17 protein-coding genes are annotated in these 20,472 nt (G+C 67.2%); 9 read left to right on the forward strand and 8 right to left on the reverse strand.

Annotated elements, in window-relative coordinates:
• Positions 1–63: 63 nt before the first annotated feature.
• The gene (gene rluB / locus B7D75_RS09110) at positions 64–1,224 is read left to right on the forward strand and encodes a 23S rRNA pseudouridine(2605) synthase RluB (RefSeq protein ID WP_034078352.1); all 1,161 of its coding nucleotides are present in this window, start codon (positions 64–66) and stop codon (positions 1,222–1,224) included.
• Between the two features lie 93 nt (positions 1,225–1,317).
• Positions 1,318–1,695, forward strand: coding sequence for a hypothetical protein (locus tag B7D75_RS09115; protein ID WP_107113933.1), 378 nt, complete (start codon positions 1,318–1,320; stop codon positions 1,693–1,695).
• Between the two features lie 46 nt (positions 1,696–1,741).
• On the opposite strand, the gene B7D75_RS09120 is transcribed toward B7D75_RS09115, so the two are convergent.
• The 8 genes from B7D75_RS09120 to B7D75_RS09155 form a co-directional block, all read right to left on the reverse strand.
• Complete coding sequence (locus tag B7D75_RS09120) at positions 1,742–2,662, reverse strand: GGDEF domain-containing protein (RefSeq protein ID WP_012075013.1); 921 nt, start codon at positions 2,660–2,662, stop codon at positions 1,742–1,744.
• Positions 2,663–2,891: 229 nt separating this feature from the next.
• Positions 2,892–4,106 (reverse strand): sodium/glutamate symporter, encoded by a 1,215-nt coding sequence (gene gltS / locus B7D75_RS09125; protein ID WP_012075014.1) that lies wholly within the window; start codon positions 4,104–4,106, stop codon positions 2,892–2,894.
• A gap of 39 nt (positions 4,107–4,145) precedes the next feature.
• Entirely contained in the window at positions 4,146–5,081 is a 936-nt protein-coding gene (gene hutG, locus B7D75_RS09130) for a formimidoylglutamase (RefSeq protein ID WP_058135327.1), read from the reverse strand.
• Between the two features lie 19 nt (positions 5,082–5,100).
• Entirely contained in the window at positions 5,101–5,829 is a 729-nt protein-coding gene (locus B7D75_RS09135) for an IclR family transcriptional regulator (RefSeq protein WP_034078356.1), read from the reverse strand.
• A gap of 167 nt (positions 5,830–5,996) precedes the next feature.
• A complete protein-coding gene (locus B7D75_RS09140; protein WP_003151411.1) occupies positions 5,997–6,737 on the reverse strand; it encodes a YciK family oxidoreductase in 741 nt (246 codons plus the stop codon).
• A 64-nt stretch (positions 6,738–6,801) separates the two neighbouring features.
• A complete protein-coding gene (gene mupP / locus B7D75_RS09145; protein WP_079741280.1) occupies positions 6,802–7,482 on the reverse strand; it encodes an N-acetylmuramic acid 6-phosphate phosphatase MupP in 681 nt (226 codons plus the stop codon).
• Entirely contained in the window at positions 7,479–8,177 is a 699-nt protein-coding gene (gene ubiG, locus B7D75_RS09150; RefSeq protein WP_107113934.1) for a bifunctional 2-polyprenyl-6-hydroxyphenol methylase/3-demethylubiquinol 3-O-methyltransferase UbiG, read from the reverse strand. The genes mupP and ubiG overlap by 4 nt, the downstream gene beginning before the upstream one ends.
• Positions 8,178–8,318: 141 nt before the next feature.
• Positions 8,319–9,653: a TRZ/ATZ family hydrolase gene (locus B7D75_RS09155; protein ID WP_043104351.1), complete on the reverse strand. Its 1,335-nt coding sequence runs from the start codon at positions 9,651–9,653 to the stop codon at positions 8,319–8,321.
• Positions 9,654–9,762: 109 nt separating this feature from the next.
• On the opposite strand from B7D75_RS09155, the gene mtnA reads away from it, so the two are divergent.
• The 7 genes from mtnA (at position 9,763) to cmk (ending at position 20,208) form a co-directional block, all read left to right on the forward strand.
• Positions 9,763–10,839 carry an S-methyl-5-thioribose-1-phosphate isomerase gene (gene mtnA, locus B7D75_RS09160; RefSeq protein WP_003151406.1) on the forward strand — a complete coding sequence of 359 codons (1,077 nt, stop codon included), beginning with the start codon at positions 9,763–9,765 and terminating at the stop codon, positions 10,837–10,839.
• Between the two features lie 236 nt (positions 10,840–11,075).
• Positions 11,076–13,841 carry a DNA gyrase subunit A gene (gene gyrA / locus B7D75_RS09165; RefSeq protein ID WP_034078359.1) on the forward strand — a complete coding sequence of 922 codons (2,766 nt, stop codon included), beginning with the start codon at positions 11,076–11,078 and terminating at the stop codon, positions 13,839–13,841.
• An 87-nt stretch (positions 13,842–13,928) separates the two neighbouring features.
• Positions 13,929–15,014, forward strand: a complete 1,086-nt coding sequence (gene serC / locus B7D75_RS09170; RefSeq protein WP_003151404.1) for a 3-phosphoserine/phosphohydroxythreonine transaminase — start codon at positions 13,929–13,931, stop codon at positions 15,012–15,014.
• Positions 15,014–16,111 (forward strand): prephenate dehydratase, encoded by a 1,098-nt coding sequence (gene pheA, locus B7D75_RS09175; protein WP_003151401.1) that lies wholly within the window; start codon positions 15,014–15,016, stop codon positions 16,109–16,111. The genes serC and pheA overlap by 1 nt, the downstream gene beginning before the upstream one ends.
• Positions 16,112–16,176: 65 nt before the next feature.
• On the forward strand, positions 16,177–17,286 hold the full coding sequence (hisC, locus tag B7D75_RS09180) for a histidinol-phosphate transaminase (protein WP_107113935.1): 1,110 nt from the start codon (positions 16,177–16,179) through the stop codon (positions 17,284–17,286).
• On the forward strand, positions 17,279–19,519 hold the full coding sequence (locus B7D75_RS09185) for a bifunctional prephenate dehydrogenase/3-phosphoshikimate 1-carboxyvinyltransferase (protein WP_058130119.1): 2,241 nt from the start codon (positions 17,279–17,281) through the stop codon (positions 19,517–19,519). Before hisC ends, B7D75_RS09185 begins: the two co-directional genes overlap by 8 nt.
• Positions 19,519–20,208, forward strand: coding sequence for a (d)CMP kinase (cmk, locus tag B7D75_RS09190; RefSeq protein WP_012075023.1), 690 nt, complete (start codon positions 19,519–19,521; stop codon positions 20,206–20,208). The genes B7D75_RS09185 and cmk overlap by 1 nt, the downstream gene beginning before the upstream one ends.
• The last annotated feature ends 264 nt before the right edge of the window (positions 20,209–20,472 follow it).

A 20,472-nucleotide genomic window follows, 5' to 3' on the forward strand; every position in this document is an offset into this window, starting at 1 on the left:
CTGACGAAGCGCGTATGATGCGCGCCCTTCGATTCGTTGCCAGCCACACCGGGAGGTGCCCAGATGAACGATACCCCAGAGAATCCCCACGTACCGGTCGGGGAAAAATTGCAGAAAGTCCTCGCTCGTCTCGGCGTCGGTTCCCGGCGCGACGTAGAGGTGTGGATCGCCGAAGGCCGGGTGAATGTCAATGGCAGCGTGGCCAGCCTCGGCCAGCGGGTCGACAGCCACGATGCGATCACCGTCGATGGCCACCTGATCCGCCGCGAAGAGGCCGCCGAGAACGTCCGTCGCGTGCTGATCTACAACAAGCCGGAAGGCGAGGTCTGCACCCGCGACGACCCGGAAGGCCGCCCGACCATCTTCGACCGCCTGCCGCGCCTGCGCACCGGGCGCTGGATCAACGTCGGCCGCCTGGACATCAACACCACCGGCCTGCTGCTGTTCACCACCGATGGCGAACTGGCCAACCGCCTGATGCATCCTTCCTACGAGATGGACCGCGAGTACGCGGTACGGGTGCGCGGCGAGGTCACCGAAGAGATGATCGAGCGCCTGCTCGATGGCGTGATGCTCGAGGACGGCCCGGCCAAGTTCAGCGATATCCAGCAGGCGCCGGGCGGCGAAGGCTTCAACCACTGGTACCACTGCGTGGTGATGGAAGGCCGCAACCGCGAGGTGCGCCGCCTGTGGGAATCCCAGGGGCTGGTGGTCAGCCGCCTGAAGCGGGTGCGTTTCGGTCCGGTGTTCCTGACCTCCGAGCTGACCATGGGCCGCTATCGCGAAATGGACCAGCGCGAGATCGATATCCTCAGCGAGGAAGTCGGCCTCAAGCCGGTGGCGCTGCCGGGCATGACCACCAAGGCGCGCGAGAAGGCCGAGCGCCAGCAGCGCAAGCAGGCGCGCCCGCTGGCTCGTAGCGAACGTCCGGAAGCCGGGCGCAAGCGCGCGCCGCGGCGCGAGGATGGCGACAACGCCGGCCGCCGCACGCCGGCCTCGCGTTCCTCGCGCGGTCCGCAGCCGGGCGCCGAGCGCAAGGGGCGCGAGCAGGGAACGCCAGTCGCCGAGCGGCCCCGCGAGAGCAACCGCAAGCCGCGCCCGAGCAAGCCGCGCGACGAGCGTCCGGCCGGCGCGCCGGGCGACAAGCCGGCGGCGCGCAAGCCGCAGGTCAAGCGGCGGCCGAAGCCGGCCGGCGATGGCATGCGTCCGGGCTTCCGCCGCTGAGCGGAAGGCGCCGTGGAAAGGCCCCTGCTGGGGCCTTTTTCATGCCTGGGAATCGGTGTCTAATGGTCGCCCGCAGAACAGGGAGGTGGTGACATGCACAGGATCGCGGTGATCGTGCTTGGCACGCTGTGGAGCCTCGTCGGGCTGGCCGGGGAGTGGGCGACGCCGGTGCAGGGGTGCGCGGAGCTCGCCGAGGCGACGTCCGCTCCCGAGGATAATTTCAGGCCGCCACTGGAGGGCGAAGTGATCGACAAGGGCCGCGCCTATTTCCACAGCGCGCCGCGCGCCGATTGCGTCACCGGGTTCTTCGTGGTTCCCGGCGACTTCGTCACTGTCTACAAGCCGGGCGGCGAGTGGCTGAACGTCATGTACGTGGCCCGGGACGGCAAGGAAGCCAGCGGCTGGCTGCTGGAGAAGCGCGTCCGCCTGCGCCAGGCCTATGGCGCTCCTGACGAGCCGGTGCAGCCATAGGAAGTCCGGCCTCCGAACGCGTCGCGCTTCCGCCGGCCGGCGGGCGTCAGGCGCAGCGCAGGCGATTGCGGCCGTCGCGCTTGGCCTCGTAGAGCGCCTCGTCGACCCGCCGCAGCAGGTCGTCGCTGCCTTCGCCGGGCCGCAGGTCGGCACAACCGAGGCTGATCGACAGCTTCAGCGTTTCGCCGGCATGCCGGTAGTCCAGTTCCTCCACCGCCTGGCGCAGGCGTTCGCCGACCATGCAGGCAGCCTGCAGCGGCGTGCTGGACAGCAGGACGAGGAATTCCTCGCCGCCGAAGCGGAACACCATGTCGACATTGCGCAGGTGGTCCTTGATGGTTTCCGCCACCGCCTTGAGGGCTTCGTCGCCGACGGCGTGACCGTAGTGGTCGTTGACCCGCTTGAAGTGGTCGATATCCAGCATCAGCACCGAGAGCGGTTGCAGGTTGCGCCGGGCCAGTTCCAGTTCGCGGCCGAGCGCCTGGTCCATGGCGATGCGGTTGCCGGTGCCGGTCAGGGCGTCGCGCAGGGCGGTCTGGATCGCCGCGCGGTAGAGCAGGGCGTTGCGCAGCGGGAACAGCAGGGTGCCGAGCAGGCTTTCCAGTTGCCGCTGTTCCTCTTCGCCGAGGCGCTGGCGGCGGCGGAAGATCAGTTCGCCGAGGTAGTCGCTGTCATGGCTCAGGCGGTAGCTCACCGAGTGCTTGGCGCTGCTGCCGAATTCCAGGCGCAGGTCGGAGCCTGGATGGCGGTAGCCGAGGGCGTCCAGCGGAATCAACTGGCGGACCTCCTCGAAGAACAGGCCGAGGATGCGTTCCGCCTCGAGGCTGCTCTGCAACTGCTGGGTCAGTTGCTGGCGCAACTCCATCAGGTTGCCGGCGCGGGGAACTCCGCCGGCGCCAGGCTGCGCGCCGCGCTTTTGCTTGGCGGCATCGAAATCGATGGTATTGGATTGTTTGGGAGGAGCCATGCGCGGGACCTCTGGCGCGAAAGACGGCGACAGTAGGGCTGAGGCGAGTTTCGTGCCAGCCAACCGAAGAACGGGTAATTCAGTGGCACTGACCGGATTCCTTAGGAATGGTTTCCCTATTCTGTAGGAAAAAATGAAGTATTTCGACGAAATAATGGCGCTTTGATGTCTCTGTGTCTTGGTGCTCGTCGGAAAGCTGGCGCTCCGCTGGCGGAGCGCCGCTATCGGCTCAACTGAAGGCGTTGATGAACCAGGTGATCGCCGGAATCGCGACCAGGTCGATCAGTACCGCTCCGCACAGCGGCACGATGATGAAGGCCTTGCGCGAGAACACCCGGTAGTGTTCGCAGACCGCGCCCATGTTGGCCACAGCGTTCGGCGTCGCGCCCAGGCCATGGCCGAGGAAGCCGGCGCAGAGCACTGCCGCGTCGTAGTTGCGGCCGAGCAGGCGGAACAGCACGAAGATGGTCAGGAGCAGCAGCGCCACGACCTGGATGAACAGCACGCCGAGCAGTGGCAGGCCGAGGTTCTCCAGTTCCCAGAACTTCAGACTCATCATCGCCATGGTCAGGAAGATGCCCAGGCAGACGTCGCCCAGGGTGCCGATGGCGTGGTCGGGTATGCGCAGCCAGCCGAGCCGGTCGTCGAGGTTACGCAGGACGATGGCGATGAACATCGCTCCGACGTAGCTGGGCAGCACCAGGCCCAGGCGTTCCTGCAGCGCGTCGCCCAGCCAGAAACCGAGCACCATCACCAGCAGCACGCAGGTCAGCAGGCGCAGCAGCAGGTTGCCGTCCAGCGCGGTCACCGCGTGCTGGCGCTGTTCCTGCTGGCCGAGGGCTTCCAGCTCGCTGTCGCTTTCCGCCCGCACCAGCAGGCGATTGCGCTCGATCAGCCAGCGCGCCACCGGACTGCCGAGCAGGCCGCCGGCGACCATGCCGAAGGTGGCCGAGGCCAGCGCCACGGTGGTCGCGCCCTGGGCGCCGAGGCCTTCCGCCACCGGTCCGAAGGCCGCCGCCGCGCCGAAGCCGCCCTCCAGCGACACCGCGCCGGCCATGATTCCCAGCAGCGGATCCAGGCCGAAAAGTCCGGCGCTGCCGACGCCGATCAGGTTCTGCAGGATCGCCAGCGCCCAGCATGCCGCCAGGTAGACCAGCAGGGTCTTGCCGCCCTTGCGCAGCAGACCGAGGCTGCCACCGAGACCGACGGTGGTGAAGAAGGCCACCATCAGGGGTGTCTGCAGGCTGGTGTCGAGGCCGATGTCGAGCCAGCCGCGGTCCCTGAGCAGCCAGACCAGGAAGGCGAAGCCGAAGCCGGCGATCACCGGCGAGGGCACGCAGAGACGGGTCAGCCAGCGGCTGCGTTTCTTCAGCTGGCTGCCGATGGCGAGCAGGAGCAGGGCGAGGGCGGTGGTGGACAGGGCGTCCAGGTGCATTGTCGGCATGGCGTGGCTCTATTGTTGTTGTGTGGGCGAAGGGGCGTTTCAGTTGACCAGGGCGTCGACCAGGCGCGCGGCGATCCGGGCGGTGCGCTGGTCGTTGTCGAATTGCGGATTTAGTTCGGCGATGTCGGCCAGGCGCAGCTTGCCGCTGGCCTTGGCGCGGCGTACCAGGTGCTCGACCAGCGACATCTCCACGCCGTGCGCCGAGGGTGCGCTGACGCCGGGCGCCTGGGCGGCCGGCAGGACGTCGAGGCAGACGGTCAGGTAGAGGTGCTCGATGGACTGCAGGAAGCTGTCGAGGAAGGCCTCGCTGCGCTCCAGGTTCCACGGCTGCACCTGGCGGTCGAGCAGGTAGCGCACGCCCAGGCGCTGGGCCTGGTCGAACAGCGCGGCGGTGTTGCTCAGGCGGCTGACGCCCAGGCAGCAATAGGCGAATGGCCAGCCGCTGGACTCGCAGTGCTCGGCGATCTGGCGGAACGGCGTGCCGGAACTGGCCTGTTCGGCATGGCGCAGGTCGAAGTGCGCGTCGAAATTGAGGATGCCGATGCGTGGCGTCCCCCCGTCCCGCCCCAGGTGGCGGGCCAGGCCGGAGAAACTGGCGTAGGCGATCTCGTGGCCGCCGCCCAGGCCGACCACCTGGTGACCGCGCCCGAGCAACTCGGCGACGCGCCGGGCATAACGCTCCTGGGCGCCTTCCAGGTCTTCGGCAGCCTCGATGTCGCCGGCGTCGTAGAGCGCCTGTTCACCGTGCCAGGCCAGGTTGGCCAGGGCCCGGCGCAGGGCCGGTGGGCCCTGGCGCGCGCCCTGGCGTCCCTGGTTGCGGCGCACGCCCTCGTCGCTGGCGAAACCCAGCAGCACGCTGGCTGCCCCGGCGCTCTCGTCATAGGGGCGTATCCACTGGTGCCAGCGCAGGGCGCCGGCGCCTTCCTGGCTGTCGATCCGGCCTTGCCAGAGGCTCATGTCAGGGGCGGGGTGCATCGGTACTCCTGTCTATCGGTCAGTCCAGCCGCGCGGAAAGTCGCGCGGCGGCGTCGAGGGTCCATTGGCGCAGACGCTCGCTGCGCGCCTGGGCGCGCAGGGCCGGGGCCATCAGGCTGAGGGCGCCATGCAGGCGCCGGCGGCTGTCCAGAAGTGGCACGCTGATACCCCAGACGCCTTCGTCGATCTCGCCCTGGCTGACGGCATAGCCCTGGTCGCGGATCCGTTGGAGCTCCGCTTCCAATGCGGCGATACGCTCCCCGGACATTTCCTGGGCGAGATACAGCTCTTCGCGCCGGGCATCTTCCAGGTGCGCCAGCAGAGCCTTGGCCGAGGCGCCGTGGAGCAACGGCTGGGCGAGCCCCTTCTGGTAGCAGCAGCGCAGTGGCTGCGGGCTGTCGAACAGTTCCAGGCAGATCGCCTGCTGGTTGCTGGCGACCATCAGCGCGACGCTCTCCTGGCTCAGGTCGGCCAGGCGCTTGAGCTCCGGACGGGCGAGGCCGATCAGCGAGGCGTCGCGATCGAACTTCTTCGCCAGTTGCAGGCAGGCCGGGCCGGGCAGGTAGCGGCCCTGGCCGGCCTGTTCCTCGGCCAGGCCCCAGCGCAGCAGGGTCTTCAGGTGCCGGTAGGTGCTGCTCAGCGGCTGCTCCAGGGTCAGCGACAGCTCCTTGGCCGACAGGGCGTCCGGCGCCTGGCCGAGGGCGATGAGGATCTGCAGCAGGCGATCGGTGGGGGAATGCTTGGTCATGGGAACTCCTTGACCCACAGGGTGAAGGGGCTTTCCCGGAAAATGAAACCACTTTCCCACTCAGTGGGAAAAATATGCCAAAAGAATCCCGACTCCCGGATGGGCGGCGTGGCTGTTCAGGCGCAAGGGGAGAGGCGGTCCCACCGGGCGGCGGGACCGGAAGGGCGTCACTGGGCGTCGAAGGCCTGGCCGTTGACGCCGGTGCTGTCGGGGCCCATCAGGTACAGATAGACCGGCATGATCTCCTCGCCGGTGGGGTTGTTCAGCGGGTTTTCCCCGGGGTAGGCGAGGGCGCGCATGCTGGTCCGGGTGGCGCCCGGATTGACGCTGTTGGCGCGGATCGCGCTGGTGCCGTCGAGTTCGTCGGCGAGGGTCTGCATCAGCCCTTCGGTGGCGAACTTGGAGACCGAGTAGGCGCCCCAGTAGGCGCGGCCCTTACGGCCCACGCTGCTGGAGGTGAAGATGATCGAGGCGTCGCTGGAGAGCTTCATCAGCGGCAGCATGGCGGTGGTCAGCATGAACATCGCATTGACGTTCACTTGCATCACGCGCATGAAGTTTTCCCCGGAAATCTGCTGCATCGGCGAGCGTGGGCCGAGAATCGAGGCGTTGTGCAGCAGGCCGTCGATGCGGCCGAATTCTTTCTCCAGGGTCGCCGCCAGCTCCTCGAACTGGTGCGGCTGGGCGGTTTCCAGGTTGAACGGGATCACCGCGGGCTGCGGATGGCCGGCGGCCTCGATGGCGTCGTAGACCTCGTTCAGGTACTCCTCGGTCTTGCCCAGCAGCAGCACGGTGGCGCCATGGGCGGCGAAGGTCTTGGCGGCGGCGGCGCCGATGCCGCGGCCGGCGCCGGTGACCAGGATCACGCGGTCTTTCAGCAGGTCGGGGCGGGCGGAGTACTGGAACATGTCGAATCCTTTGGTTGCATGATCCGCCCGGCGGCGGACCGTTGTATTTCAGTGGTACTGCGGCTCAGCAATCGCAGAGCGCGCGGTCGAGAACCTCGATCAGCTCGCGCGGGTGATCGACTATCACGTCGGCGCCCCAGTGCGCGGGGTTGTCTTCGGGGTGGATGTAGCCGTAGCGCACCGCCGCGGTCTTGGTCCCGGCATCGCGGCCGGACTCGATGTCGCGCAGGTCGTCGCCGATGAACAGCACGCCCGACGGGTCGATGCCGAGCTGGCTGCAGGCCAGCAGCAGCGGCTCGGGGTCGGGCTTGCTGCGGCTCACGTGGTCCGGGCAGACCAGCACCTTCGAGCGCTCGGCATAGCCCAGGCGCCGCATGATCGGCTCGGCGAAGCGCACCGGCTTGTTGGTCACCACGCCCCAGATCAGTCCAGCCTTCTCGATCGCCGCGAGCAGCTCGGGAATGCCGTCGTAGGGCCGGCTGAGAACCGCGCAATGCTCCTGGTAGCGCTCGAGGAACTCCTGGCGCAGCGGTTCCAGCTCCGGGCTGTCCAGCGCCAGGCCGAAGGCCGCGGCGACCATCGCGCGGGCGCCGCCGGAGACCACGTCGCGCACCAGTTGCTCGTCCACCGGCGTCAGGCCGTGGGCGATGCGCATGGCCTGGGTGATGGCGATGAAGTCCGGTGCCGTGTCCAGCAGGGTGCCATCCATGTCGAACAGTACCGCTTTGAGCCGCATGCGCCTCACTCCTCCCGCAAGGTCTGGATCATGTAGTTGACGTCGACGTCGTTGGCCAGCTTGTAGTGTTTGGTCAGCGGGTTGTAGGTCAGGCCGATGATGTCCTTGACCTCCAGGCCGGCATTGCGCGACCAGGCGCCCAGTTCCGACGGGCGGATGAACTTGCGGAAGTCGTGGGTGCCGCGCGGCAGCAACTGGAGTATGTATTCCGCGCCGATCACCGCGAACAGGTAGGCCTTGGGGTTGCGGTTGATGGTCGAGAAGAATACCTGGCCGCCCGGCTTGACCAGGCGATGGCAGGCACGGATCACCGAGGCCGGGTCCGGCACGTGCTCGAGCATTTCCAGGCAGGTGACCACGTCGAACTGGCCGGGCCTTTCCTCGGCCAGTTGCTCGGCGGTGATCTGGTGGTAGTCGACGGCAACGTCGGACTCCAGCTGGTGCAGGCGCGCCACCGCCAGCGGCGCTTCGCCCATGTCGATGCCGGTGACGCTGGCGCCGCGCTGGGCCATGGCTTCGCTGAGGATGCCGCCGCCGCAGCCGACATCGAGCACCGTCTTGCCGGCCAGCCCGGCGCGTTCGTCGATCCAGTTGACGCGCAGCGGGTTGATGTCGTGGAGGGGCTTGAACTCGCTCTCGCGGTCCCACCAGCGGTGGGCCAGTGCCTCGAATTTGGCGATCTCGGCGTGGTCGACGTTGCTCATAATCGTTCCCGTTGAAAGATGAAACCTGGGAGGGGCCGCCATGGCGGAATCCCTCATGTTGCCAGCTTTGGCGGAGGGATGGGGCCGGGAGCGGGCCACCTCTGTATGTCAGTTTGTCGCAGCGGGGCTTCCCGCCACCGCTCAGGACCTGTCGCTGGCGGCGATCCTCGCCCCCCATTCGCGGGCCCGGGCGACCAGGCGCTGCTCGTCGTGGCGGGTCAGGCGGCCATCGTCGAGCAGTTGCCGGCCGCCGACCCAGACGTGGCGGACGCAGTCGCGGCCGCTGGCGTAGATGAGTTGCGAAACCGGGTCGTAGACCGGCTGCTGGGCCAGGCCGGAGAGGTCGAAGGCGACCAGGTCGGCGGCCTTGCCGGTTTCCAGGGAGCCGACCAGGCGCTCCAGGCCCAGGGCGCGAGCGCCGTTCAGGGTCGCCATGCGCAGCGCGCGGTGGGCGTCGAGGGCGGTGGCCTGGCCGTACACCGCCTTGGCCAGCAGCGCCGCGGTGCGCGTCTCGCCGAGCAGGTCGAGGTCGTTGTTGCTGGCCGCGCCGTCGGTACCGATGGCCACGTTGACGCCGGCCTGCCAGAGCTTCTCCACCGGGCAGAAGCCGCTGGCCAGCTTGAGGTTGGATTCCGGACAGTGGATCACCGAGCTGTTGGTTTCCACCAGCATCGCCAGGTCGTCGTCGTCCACCTGGGTCATGTGCACCGCCTGGAAGCGCGGGCCGAGCAGGCCGAGGCGCTGCAGGCGGGCCAGCGGCCGCTCGCCGTTGCGCTCCAAGGCCTGTTCGACCTCGAAGGCGGTCTCGTGGACGTGCATCTGGATGCTGGCGTCGAGTTCCTCGGTGAGCACCAGGATCTGCTCCAGCTTGTCGTCGCTCACCGTATAGGGCGCGTGCGGGCCGAAGGCGATGCGGATGCGCGGATGATGCTTGAGGTCGTCGAACAGCGCCATGCCCTGGCGGATCGCCTCGGCGCTGTCGCGGGCGCCGGGAATCGGGAAGTCCAGCACCGGTATCGCCACCTGGGCGCGTACCCCGCTGTCGTGTACCACGCCGCAGATGGCCTGTGGATAAAAGTACATGTCGGAAAAGCAGGTGATGCCGCTTTTCACCTGTTCGGCGATGGCCAGTTCGGTGCCGTCGCGGATGAAGTCCTCGCTGACCCATTGGCCTTCGGCCGGCCAGATGTGCTCCTGCAGCCAGGTCATCAGTGGCAGGTCGTCGGCGAGTCCGCGAAACAGGCTCATCGCCGCGTGGCCGTGGGCGTTGACCAGCCCGGGGGCGAGCAGCATGCCGGGCAGCTCGCGGATTTCCGTGGCGCCCTGGCGCATGGCCTGCTCGCGTGGCGCGACCAGGGCGATCCGGCCGTCGCGGATGCCCAGAGCGTGGTCGCGCAGCACCACTCCGGCGGGCTCCACGGGGACGATCCAGGTCGGCAGCAGGAGAAGGTCGAAGGGGTTACGGACGTTGGACATGGCGGCGCATCCTGGGCGCAGAGCGGGAAGCCGGAAGTATACCCGAGCGCCCGCGGCTGGGGCTCGTTATAATCCGCAGCTTTTCCCTGATTCAGCGAGAGGTGTGTGCATGCGAGAGCGACTGCTGGCGGCCGAGCGGGTCAAGGCGATCGAGTGGCGGGACGGTACGCTGCGGTTGCTGGATCAGCGCCTGCTGCCCCAGGAGGAGGTCTGGCTCGACCACGGGTCGGCGGCCGAGGTGGCCAAGGCCATTCGCGACATGGTCGTGCGCGGTGCGCCGGCCATCGGCATCAGCGCGGCCTACGGCATCGTCCTCGGCGCCCGCGCGCGCCTGGCCCGGGGCGGCGATTGGCGCGCGGCGCTGGAGGAAGACTTCCGCCTGCTGGCCGACTCGCGGCCCACCGCGGTCAACCTGTTCTGGGCGCTGAACCGCATGCGCGAGCGCCTGGAGCGTATGAAGGAGGGGGATCGGCCGCTGGCGGTGCTGGAGGCCGAGGCGATCTCCATCCATGACAGCGACCGCGAGGCCAACCTGACCATGGCCCAGCTGGGCATGGAGCTGATCCGCAAGCAGCAGAGCAGCCCGCAGAACATCCTCACCCACTGCAATACCGGCGCCCTGGCCACCGGCGGCTTCGGCACCGCGCTGGGGGTGATCCGCGCCGCCCACCTGGAAGGCCTGGTCAACCGCATCCATGCCGACGAAACCCGGCCCTGGCTGCAGGGCTCGCGGCTGACCGCCTGGGAGCTGGCCAACGAAGGCATTCCGGTAAGCCTGAACGTGGACTCGGCCGCCGCGCACCTGATGAAGACCGAGAACATCACCTGGGTCATCGTCGGCGCCGATCGCATCACCGCCAATGGCGACGTGGCCAACAAGATCGGCACCTACCAGCTGGCGGTCAACGCGATGCACCACGGCGTGCGTTTCATGGTGGTGGCGCCGAGCTCGACCATCGACATGAACCTGGAAAGCGGCGAGGACATTCCGATCGAGGAGCGCGACGGTCGCGAACTGCTGGAGATCGGCGGGCGGCGGGTGGCGGCCGAGGTCGATGCCTACAATCCGGTATTCGATGTGACTCCCGCCGATCTTATCGATGCCATCGTGACCGAGCGCGGGGTGGTCGAGCGTCCCGACGCCGAGCGCATGGCCGCCCTGATGAGCCGCAAGCGCCTGCATTGAGCCAGGCGACTGGAGGTCGTTCCCAGCAGGGCCTTTGCCTTGGGCTGGGGCGTGGGCTGTGGTAAGCTCCGACGGTTATTCGAGCGCCCCGCGGAGGGGCCTCGAGAGTGCGCGAATCCTTGACTCAAGTCGTTGATTTGTAGTGAGTTGGCGCTGCTCGGGCATGCGCCGACCTACTTCGTTTGCCTCAGGATCGAGGCGGCGAAGTTCCACCAGAAAAAGGAACCAGGCTTCTCATGGGCGAACTGGCCAAAGAAATTCTCCCGGTCAATATCGAAGACGAGCTGAAACAGTCCTATCTCGACTACGCGATGAGCGTGATCGTCGGGCGGGCCCTGCCGGATGCACGTGACGGCCTGAAGCCGGTGCACCGCCGTGTGCTTTATGCCATGAGCGAGCTGGGCAACGACTGGAACAAGCCCTACAAGAAATCCGCCCGTGTGGTCGGCGACGTGATCGGTAAGTACCACCCGCACGGCGACACCGCGGTCTACGACACCATCGTGCGCATGGCGCAGCCGTTCTCGCTGCGCTACATGCTGGTCGACGGCCAGGGCAACTTCGGCTCGGTGGACGGCGACAACGCCGCGGCCATGCGATACACCGAAGTGCGCATGGCCAAGCTGGCCCACGAACTGCTGGCCGACCTGGAAAAGGAAACCGTCGACTGGGTGCCCAACTACGATGGCACCGAGCAGATCCCGGCGGTCATGCCGACCAAGATTCCCAACCTGCTGGTCAACGGTTCCAGCGGTATCGCCGTGGGCATGGCGACCAACATCCCGCCGCACAACCTCGGCGAAGTGATCGACGGTTGCCTGGCGCTGATGGACAACCCCGACCTGACCGTCGATGAGCTGATGCAGTACATCCCCGGTCCGGACTTCCCCACCGCCGGCATCATCAACGGCCGCGCCGGGATCATCGAGGCCTACCGCACCGGCCGCGGGCGCATCTACATCCGCGCCCGCGCCGTCGTCGAGGAAATGGAGAAGGGCGGCGGCCGCGAGCAGATCATCATCACCGAACTGCCTTACCAACTGAACAAGGCGCGGCTGATCGAGAAGATCGCCGAACTGGTGAAAGAGAAGAAGATCGAAGGCATTTCCGAGCTGCGCGACGAGTCCGACAAGGACGGCATGCGCGTGGTCATCGAGCTGCGTCGCGGCGAGGTGGGCGAGGTGGTCCTCAACAACCTTTACGCCCAGACCCAGTTGCAGAGCGTGTTCGGCATCAACGTGGTGGCCCTGGTCGATGGCCAGCCGCGCACGCTGAACCTCAAGGACATGCTCGAAGTGTTCGTCCGCCACCGCCGCGAAGTGGTGACCCGGCGGACCGTCTACGAGCTGCGCAAGGCCCGCGAGCGCGGGCACATCCTGGAAGGCCAGGCGGTCGCCCTGTCGAACATCGACCCGGTGATCGAACTGATCAAGAGCTCGCCGACCCCGGCCGAGGCCAAGGAGCGGCTGATCGCCACTGCCTGGGAGTCCAGCGCGGTGGAAGCGATGGTCGAGCGTGCCGGCGCCGACGCCTGCCGTCCGGAGGACCTGGATCCGCAGTACGGCCTGCGCGACGGCAAGTACTACCTGTCGCCCGAGCAGGCCCAGGCGATCCTTGAGCTGCGCCTGCACCGCCTGACCGGCCTGGAGCACGAGAAGCTGCTCTCCGAATACCAGGAAATCCTCAACCTGATCGGCGAGCTGATCCGCATCCTTACCAACCCGGCGCGCCTGATGGAAGTGATCCGCGAGGAGCTGGAAGCGGTCAAGGCCGAGTTCGGCGACGCCCGTCGCACCGAGATCGTCGCGTCGCAGGTGGACCTGACCATCGCCGACCTGATCACCGAGGAAGACCGCGTGGTGACCATCTCCCACGGCGGCTACGCCAAGTCCCAGCCGTTGGCCGCCTACCAGGCGCAGCGCCGCGGCGGCAAGGGCAAGTCCGCCACCGGGATGAAGGACGAGGACTACATCGAACACCTGCTGGTGGCCAACAGCCATGCGACCCTCCTGCTGTTCTCCAGCAAGGGCAAGGTCTACTGGCTGCGTACCTTCGAGATTCCGGAAGCCTCGCGTACCGCGCGTGGCCGGCCGCTGGTGAACCTGCTGCCGCTGGACGAGGGCGAGCGGATCACCGCGATGTTGCAGATCGACCTGGAGGCGCTGCAGCAGAACGGCGGCGCCGATGACGACCTCGACGAAGCCGAAGGCGCGGTGCTCGAGGGCGAGGTGGTCGAGGCCGCCGAGATCGAGGAAGTCGAAGGCGAGACCGCCGAACTGGTGGCCGAGCCGACCGGCGCCTATATCTTCATGGCCACCGCCTTCGGTACCGTGAAGAAGACCCCGCTGGTGCAGTTCAGCCGGCCGCGCAGCAGCGGCCTGATCGCGCTGAAGCTGGAGGAGGGCGACACCCTGATCGCCGCCGCGATCACCGATGGCGCCAAGGAAGTCATGCTGTTCTCCAGCGCCGGCAAGGTGATCCGCTTCGCCGAGAGCGTGGTCCGCATCATGGGCCGCAATGCCCGCGGCGTGCGTGGCATGCGCCTGGGCAAGGGGCAGCAGCTGATCTCCATGCTGATTCCGGAGTCCGGGGCGCAGATCCTCACCGCCTCCGAGCGCGGCTTCGGCAAACGCACCCCGCTGAGCAAGTTCCCGCGCCGCGGCCGTGGCGGCCAGGGGGTGATCGCGATGGTCACCAACGAGCGCAACGGCGCGCTGATCGCCGCGGTGCAGGTCCAGGAAGGCGAGGAGATCATGCTGATTTCCGACCAGGGCACCCTGGTGCGGACGCGAGTCGACGAAGTCTCCCTGTCCAGCCGCAACACCCAGGGCGTGACCCTGATCAAGCTCGCCAGCGACGAGGTACTGGTCGGTCTGGAGCGGGTCCAGGAGCCGTCGGGTGGCGATGACGAGGAGCTGCCGGAGGGCGAGGAAGGCGCCGAAGCGCTGGGCGAGTCGGTTGAGTCCGAACCCGCCGCGGAAGCGGAAGGCAACGAAGAGTAAGGTTCGGGGCGGGCGCTGGCGCCCGCCCGGCCGATGACGTCGGCGGATAACTCACGGCTATCCGCCCTACCTATAGCGAGAGTGGATGTGAGCAAGCGAGCCTTCAATTTCTGCGCCGGTCCCGCGGCGCTTCCCGACGCAGTTCTGCAACGTGCCCAGGCCGAGCTTCTCGACTGGCGGGGCAAGGGCCTTTCGGTCATGGAGATGAGCCATCGCAGCGACGACTACGTGGCCATCGCCAGCAAGGCCGAGCAGGACCTGCGTGACCTGCTCGACATTCCCTCCGACTACAAGGTGCTGTTCCTGCAGGGCGGCGCCAGCCAGCAGTTCGCCGAGATTCCGCTGAACCTGCTGCCGGAAGATGGTGTCGCCGACTACATCGATACCGGCATCTGGTCGAAGAAGGCCATCGAGGAAGCCCGTCGCTATGGTCGGGTGAACGTCGCCGCCAGCGCCAAGGAGTACGATTACTTCGCCATTCCGGGTCAGAACGAGTGGAATCTGACCAAGGATGCGGCCTATGTGCACTACGCTTCCAACGAGACCATCGGCGGTCTCGAATTCGACTGGATTCCCGAGACCGGCGGCGTGCCGCTGGTCACCGACATGTCCTCGGACATCCTTTCGCGTCCGCTCGACGTGTCTCGCTTCGGCCTGATCTACGCCGGCGCGCAGAAGAACATCGGCCCGTCCGGGCTGGTGGTGGTGATCGTCCGCGAGGACCTGCTCGGCCGCGCCCGCAGCGCCTGCCCGACCATGCTCAACTACAAGATCGCCGCGGACAACGGTTCCATGTACAACACCCCGGCGACCTATTCCTGGTACCTGTCCGGCCTGGTCTTCGAATGGCTGAAGGAGCAGGGCGGCGTTACCGCCATGGAGCGGCGCAACCGGGCGAAGAAGGACCTGCTGTACAAGACCATCGACGCCAGCGACTTCTACACCAACCCGATCCAGCCGAGCGCCCGGTCGTGGATGAACGTGCCGTTCCGCCTGGCCGACGAGCGCCTCGACAAGCCATTCCTGGAGGGCGCAGAGGCGCGCGGCCTGCTCAACCTCAAGGGGCACCGCTCGGTCGGCGGCATGCGCGCTTCCATCTACAACGCCCTTGGCCTGGACGCCGTCGAGGCGCTGGTGGCGTACATGGCCGAGTTCGAGAAGGAGCGCGGCTGATGGCGGACCAGGACCAGCTCAAGGCCTTGCGCCTGCGCATCGACAGCCTCGACGAGAAGCTCCTCGAGCTGATCAGCGAGCGCGCCCGCTGCGCCCAGGACGTGGCGCGGGTGAAGACCCAGACCCTGGGTGAAGGCGAGGCGCCGGTGTTCTACCGGCCCGAGCGCGAGGCCTGGGTGCTCAAGCACATCATGCAGTTGAACAAGGGGCCGCTGGACAACGAGGAGGTCGCGCGGCTGTTCCGCGAGATCATGTCGTCCTGCCTGGCCCTGGAGCAGCCCCTGAAGGTGGCGTTCCTCGGTCCGGAAGGCACCTTCACCCAGGCCGCGGCGCTGAAGCATTTCGGCAATGCGGTGATCAGCACGCCGATGGCGGCGATCGACGAGGTGTTCCGCGAGGTCGCCGCCGGCGCGGTGAACTTCGGCGTGGTTCCGGTGGAGAACTCCACCGAGGGCGCGGTCAACCACACCCTCGACAGCTTCCTCGAGCACGACATGGTGATCTGCGGCGAGGTCGAGCTGCGCATCCACCATCACCTGCTGGTCGGCGAAACCACCAAGACCGACAACATCACCCGCATCTATTCCCATGCCCAGTCCCTCGCGCAATGCCGCAAATGGCTGGACTCGCACTATCCGAACGTCGAGCGGGTGGCTGTGCCGAGCAATGCCGACGCGGCCAAGCGGGTGAAAAGCGAGTGGAATTCGGCGGCCATCGCCGGCGACATGGCGGCCAGCCTGTACGACCTGAGCAAGCTGCACGAGAAGATCGAGGATCGCCCGGACAACTCCACGCGTTTCCTGATCATCGGCAACCAGGAAGTGCCGCCGACCGGCGACGACAAGACCTCGATCATCGTCTCCATGCGCAACAAGCCGGGCGCGTTGCACGAACTGCTGGTGCCGTTCCACAACAATGGCATCGACCTGACGCGCATCGAGACCCGTCCGTCGCGCAGCGGCAAATGGACCTACGTGTTCTTCATCGATTTCGTCGGTCACCATAAAGAACCGCTGATCAAGGACGTTCTGGAGAAGATCGGCCAGGAAGCCGTCGCCCTGAAAGTCCTGGGCTCCTACCCGAAAGCGGTGCTCTGAGCGCCGCCATTCCGAAGCGACGGGCCGTCGATGGACGGTCCGTCCCGCGTCGAGGCTGAATACCCATGTCCGATTTCCTTGCCCTGGCCCAGCCGGGGGTGCAAAAACTGTCGCCCTACGTCCCTGGCAAGCCGGTCGACGAACTGGCCCGCGAGCTCGGCATCGACCCGGCGGCGATCGTGAAACTGGCGAGCAACGAGAACCCGCTCGGCGCCAGTCCGAAAGCGCTGGAGGCGATCCGCGCCGAACTGGCGGAGCTGACGCGCTATCCGGATGGCAACGGCTTCGAGCTCAAGCGCAAGCTGGCCGAGCGCTGCGGTGTGCAGCCCGGGCAGGTGACCCTGGGCAACGGTTCCAACGACATTCTCGATCTGGTCGCCCGCGCCTACCTGGCTCCTGGTCTGAATGCAGTGTTCAGCGAGCACGCCTTCGCCGTCTACCCGATCGCCACCCAGGCCGTGGGTGCTGAGGGGCGGGCGGTCAAGGCGCGCGCCTGGGGGCATGACCTGGAGGCGATGCTCGCCGCCATCGATGGGCAGACCCGCGTGGTGTTCGTGGCCAACCCGAACAACCCGACCGGGACCTGGTTCGGCGCGGACGCCCTGGAGCGTTTCCTTGCCCGGGTGCCGGCGGACGTGCTGGTGGTGCTGGACGAGGCCTATATCGAATACGCCGGGGCCGACGAACTGCCCGATGGTCTGGATTACCTGGCAGGCCATCCCAACCTGCTGGTCTCGAGGACCTTCTCCAAGGCCTTTGGCCTGGCTTCGCTGCGAGTCGGCTACGCGCTTTCCAGCGAGGCGGTGGCCGAGGTGCTCAACCGTGTACGCCAGCCGTTCAACGTCAACAGCCTGGCCCTGGCGGCTGCCTGCGCGGCGCTGGACGACCATGACTACCTGGCGCGGAGTCGCCATCTCAATGACGCCGGCATGGCACAGCTGGAGGATGGTTTCCATGCGCTGGGCCTGTCCTGGATTCCCTCGAAGGGCAACTTCATCGCCGTGGATCTGGCTCGCGATGCCGGCCCGGTCTACCAGGCGCTGCTGCGCGAGGGCGTGATCGTGCGTCCGGTGGCTGGTTACGGGATGCCGACCTTCCTGCGCGTGTCCATCGGGTTGCCGGAAGAGAACGATCGTTTCCTCCAGGCGCTGGGCAAGGTGCTGGCGCATGACTGAGGTCACGCCGCTGCAACAGTCGAGCCCTAAGCTGGGCCGCCTGGTGGTGGTGGGGCTGGGCCTGATCGGCGGCTCCTTCGCCAAGGGGCTGCGGGCCAAGGGGCTGTTCCATGAAGTGGTCGGTGTCGACCGCAATGCCGAGTCCTGCCGCCTGGCGGTGGAACTCGGTGTGGTCGATCGCTGCGAGGAGGATCTCGCCAGGGCCTGTGTCGGTGCCGATGTGATCCAGTTGGCGGTGCCGATCCTGGCGATGGAACGACTGCTGGGCGAGCTGGCCGGGCTCGACCTGGGCAAGGCGATACTGACCGATGTCGGCAGCGCCAAGGGCAATATCGTGCGCGCCGCGCGTGCCGCCTTCGGCGGGATGCCGCCGTACCTGGTACCGGGGCATCCGATCGCCGGTTCCGAGCAGAGCGGAGTGACCGCGGCGAAGGCGACGCTGTTCCGCCGGCACAAGGTGATCCTCACGCCCTCCGCGGAAACCGACCCGGCCGCGCTGGCCCTGGTCGACAGCCTGTGGCGCGCGCTGGGCGCGGACGTCGAGCACATGGAGGTCGAGCATCACGACGAGGTTCTGGCGGCCACCAGCCACCTGCCTCACCTGCTGGCCTTCACGCTGGTCGATTCGCTGGCCAAGCGCAGCGAGAATCTGGAGATATTCCGCTATGCCGCCGGCGGTTTCCGCGATTTCACGAGGATCGCCGGCAGCGACCCGGTGATGTGGCACGACATCTTTCTCGCCAATCGCGAGGCCGTGCTGCGTACACTGGATGTTTTTCGTGACGACCTCGACGCGCTGCGCGAGGCCGTCGACACTGGGGACGGGCACCAGTTGTTGGGCGTTTTCACGCGCGCCCGGGTGGCCCGTGAGCATTTCAGCAAAATCCTGGCCCGTCGGGCCTATGTGGACGCCATGCACAACAACGACCTGATTTATCTGGCCCAGCCGGGCGGCAGCCTGTCCGGAACCATCCGGGTACCGGGCGACAAGTCGATCTCCCATCGTTCGATCATGCTCGGCTCCCTGGCCGAAGGCACCACCGAGGTGGAAGGCTTCCTCGAGGGCGAGGACGCCCTGGCTACCATCCAGGCCTTCCGCGACATGGGCGTGGTGATCGAGGGGCCGCAGAACGGCCGCGTCACCGTCCATGGCGTCGGCCTGCACGGCCTGCAGGCGCCGCCGGGGCCGATCTACCTGGGCAACTCCGGCACCTCCATGCGCCTGCTCAGCGGGTTGCTGGCGGCGCAGCCGTTCGACAGCACCCTGACTGGCGATGCATCGCTCTCCAAGCGACCGATGAACCGCGTGGCCAAGCCGCTGCGGGAAATGGGGGCGGTGATCGAGACGGCCCCGGAGGGCCGTCCGCCGATGACCATTCGTGGCGGCCAGCGCCTGACCGGCATGCACTACGACATGCCGATGGCCAGCGCCCAGGTCAAATCCTGCCTGCTGCTCGCCGGCCTCTACGCCGCCGGCGCAACCTCGGTGACCGAACCGGCGCCGACCCGTGACCATACCGAGCGCATGCTGCGTGGCTTCGGCTATCCGGTGGAGGTCGAGGGCAGCACCGCCAGAGTCGAGTCCGGGCACAAGCTGAGCGCCACCCATATCGAAGTGCCGGCCGACATCTCCTCGGCAGCCTTCTTCCTGGTCGCCGCCAGCATCGCCGAGGGTTCGGAACTGGTGCTGCAGCACGTTGGCATCAACCCGACCCGCGTCGGCGTGATCGAGATCCTGCGCCTGATGGGCGGCGACCTGAGCCTGGAAAACCAGCGCGAGGTGGGTGGCGAACCGGTCGCCGACATCCGTGTACGCTCCGCGCGGCTGAAGGGTATCGATATTCCCGAGGACCTGGTGCCGCTGGCCATCGATGAGTTCCCGGTGCTGTTCGTTGCCGCCGCCTGCGCCGAAGGGCGTACCGTGCTGCGTGGCGCGGAGGAGCTGCGGGTCAAGGAGTCTGATCGCATCCAGGTGATGGCCGACGGTCTGAAGACCCTGGGCGTGAAGGCCGAACCGACCCCGGATGGTATCGTCATCGAGGGCGGCCCGATCGGTGGCGGCGAAGTCTGGGCGCACGGCGACCATCGTATCGCCATGTCCTTCAGCGTCGCCTCGCTGCGTGCGAGCGCGCCGATCCGCATCCACGATTGCGCCAACGTCGCCACCTCGTTCCCCAACTTCCTTGCCCTGTGTGCCCAGACCGGTATCCGGGTGGCCGTGGAGAACAACTGATGAACGCCGCTGTACCGATGCTCGCCATCGATGGCCCCAGTGGCGCCGGCAAGGGCACGGTCGCCGGGCTGCTTGCCCGGCGCCTGGGCTGGAACCTGCTGGACTCCGGGGCGCTGTACCGGCTGCTGGCCTTCGCCGCGGTCAACCATGGCGTTGACCTGACCAACGAGGAAGCGCTCAAGCTCCTTGCCGCGCACCTCGACGTGCAGTTCGTCGCCGCCGACGATAGCCATGGACAGCGCATCATCCTCGAAGGCGAGGAAGTGACCGACGTGATCCGCACAGAGCAGGTCGGCGCCGGCGCTTCCCAGGTCGCGGCGCTGCCGGCCGTGCGCGATGCGCTGCTGCAGCGCCAGCGGGCGTTTCGCGAGGCGCCGGGACTGGTGGCCGACGGACGCGACATGGGCACCGTGGTGTTTCCCGACGCGCCGCTGAAGATCTTCCTCACCGCCTCGGCCGAGGAACGCGCCCGGAGGCGCTACTTGCAACTGAAGGCGAAGGGCGCGGATGTCGACCAGTCTGCCTTGCTGGAGGAAATCCGCGAGCGCGACGAGCGCGACAGCCAGCGCGCGGTCGCGCCGCTGAAACCGGCCGACGACGCGATCCTGCTCGACTCCACCGAGATGAGCATCGAAGCGGTGGTCGAGACGATCATCCATCATTGCGAGCAGCAAGGTTGGGACGTCTGAGGAAAGGCCGCGCTGGCCCTGTCCGGGCGGGAATTGACGGTGCAGGGCCTGGTTGCTAATATTCCAGACCTTATGTTGTGGCGTTTTGCATGCGCGGAGAGAATCACCTTCCGACATGCCCGGCGCCATCGCAGAATAACCCAACTGGGCATTCCCATCCGGGAGTGCAATCAGAAGCTAGCAGGAAACCAGCAAATTGTCCTGCGGGCTTCATTTAATGACTTGACCGCATTGGCTGGTGATGCGGAATCGGGCCCTTCCGGG

It is taken from the genome of Pseudomonas paraeruginosa (genome assembly GCF_003025345.2).
Lineage (GTDB): Bacteria > Pseudomonadota > Gammaproteobacteria > Pseudomonadales > Pseudomonadaceae > Pseudomonas > Pseudomonas paraeruginosa.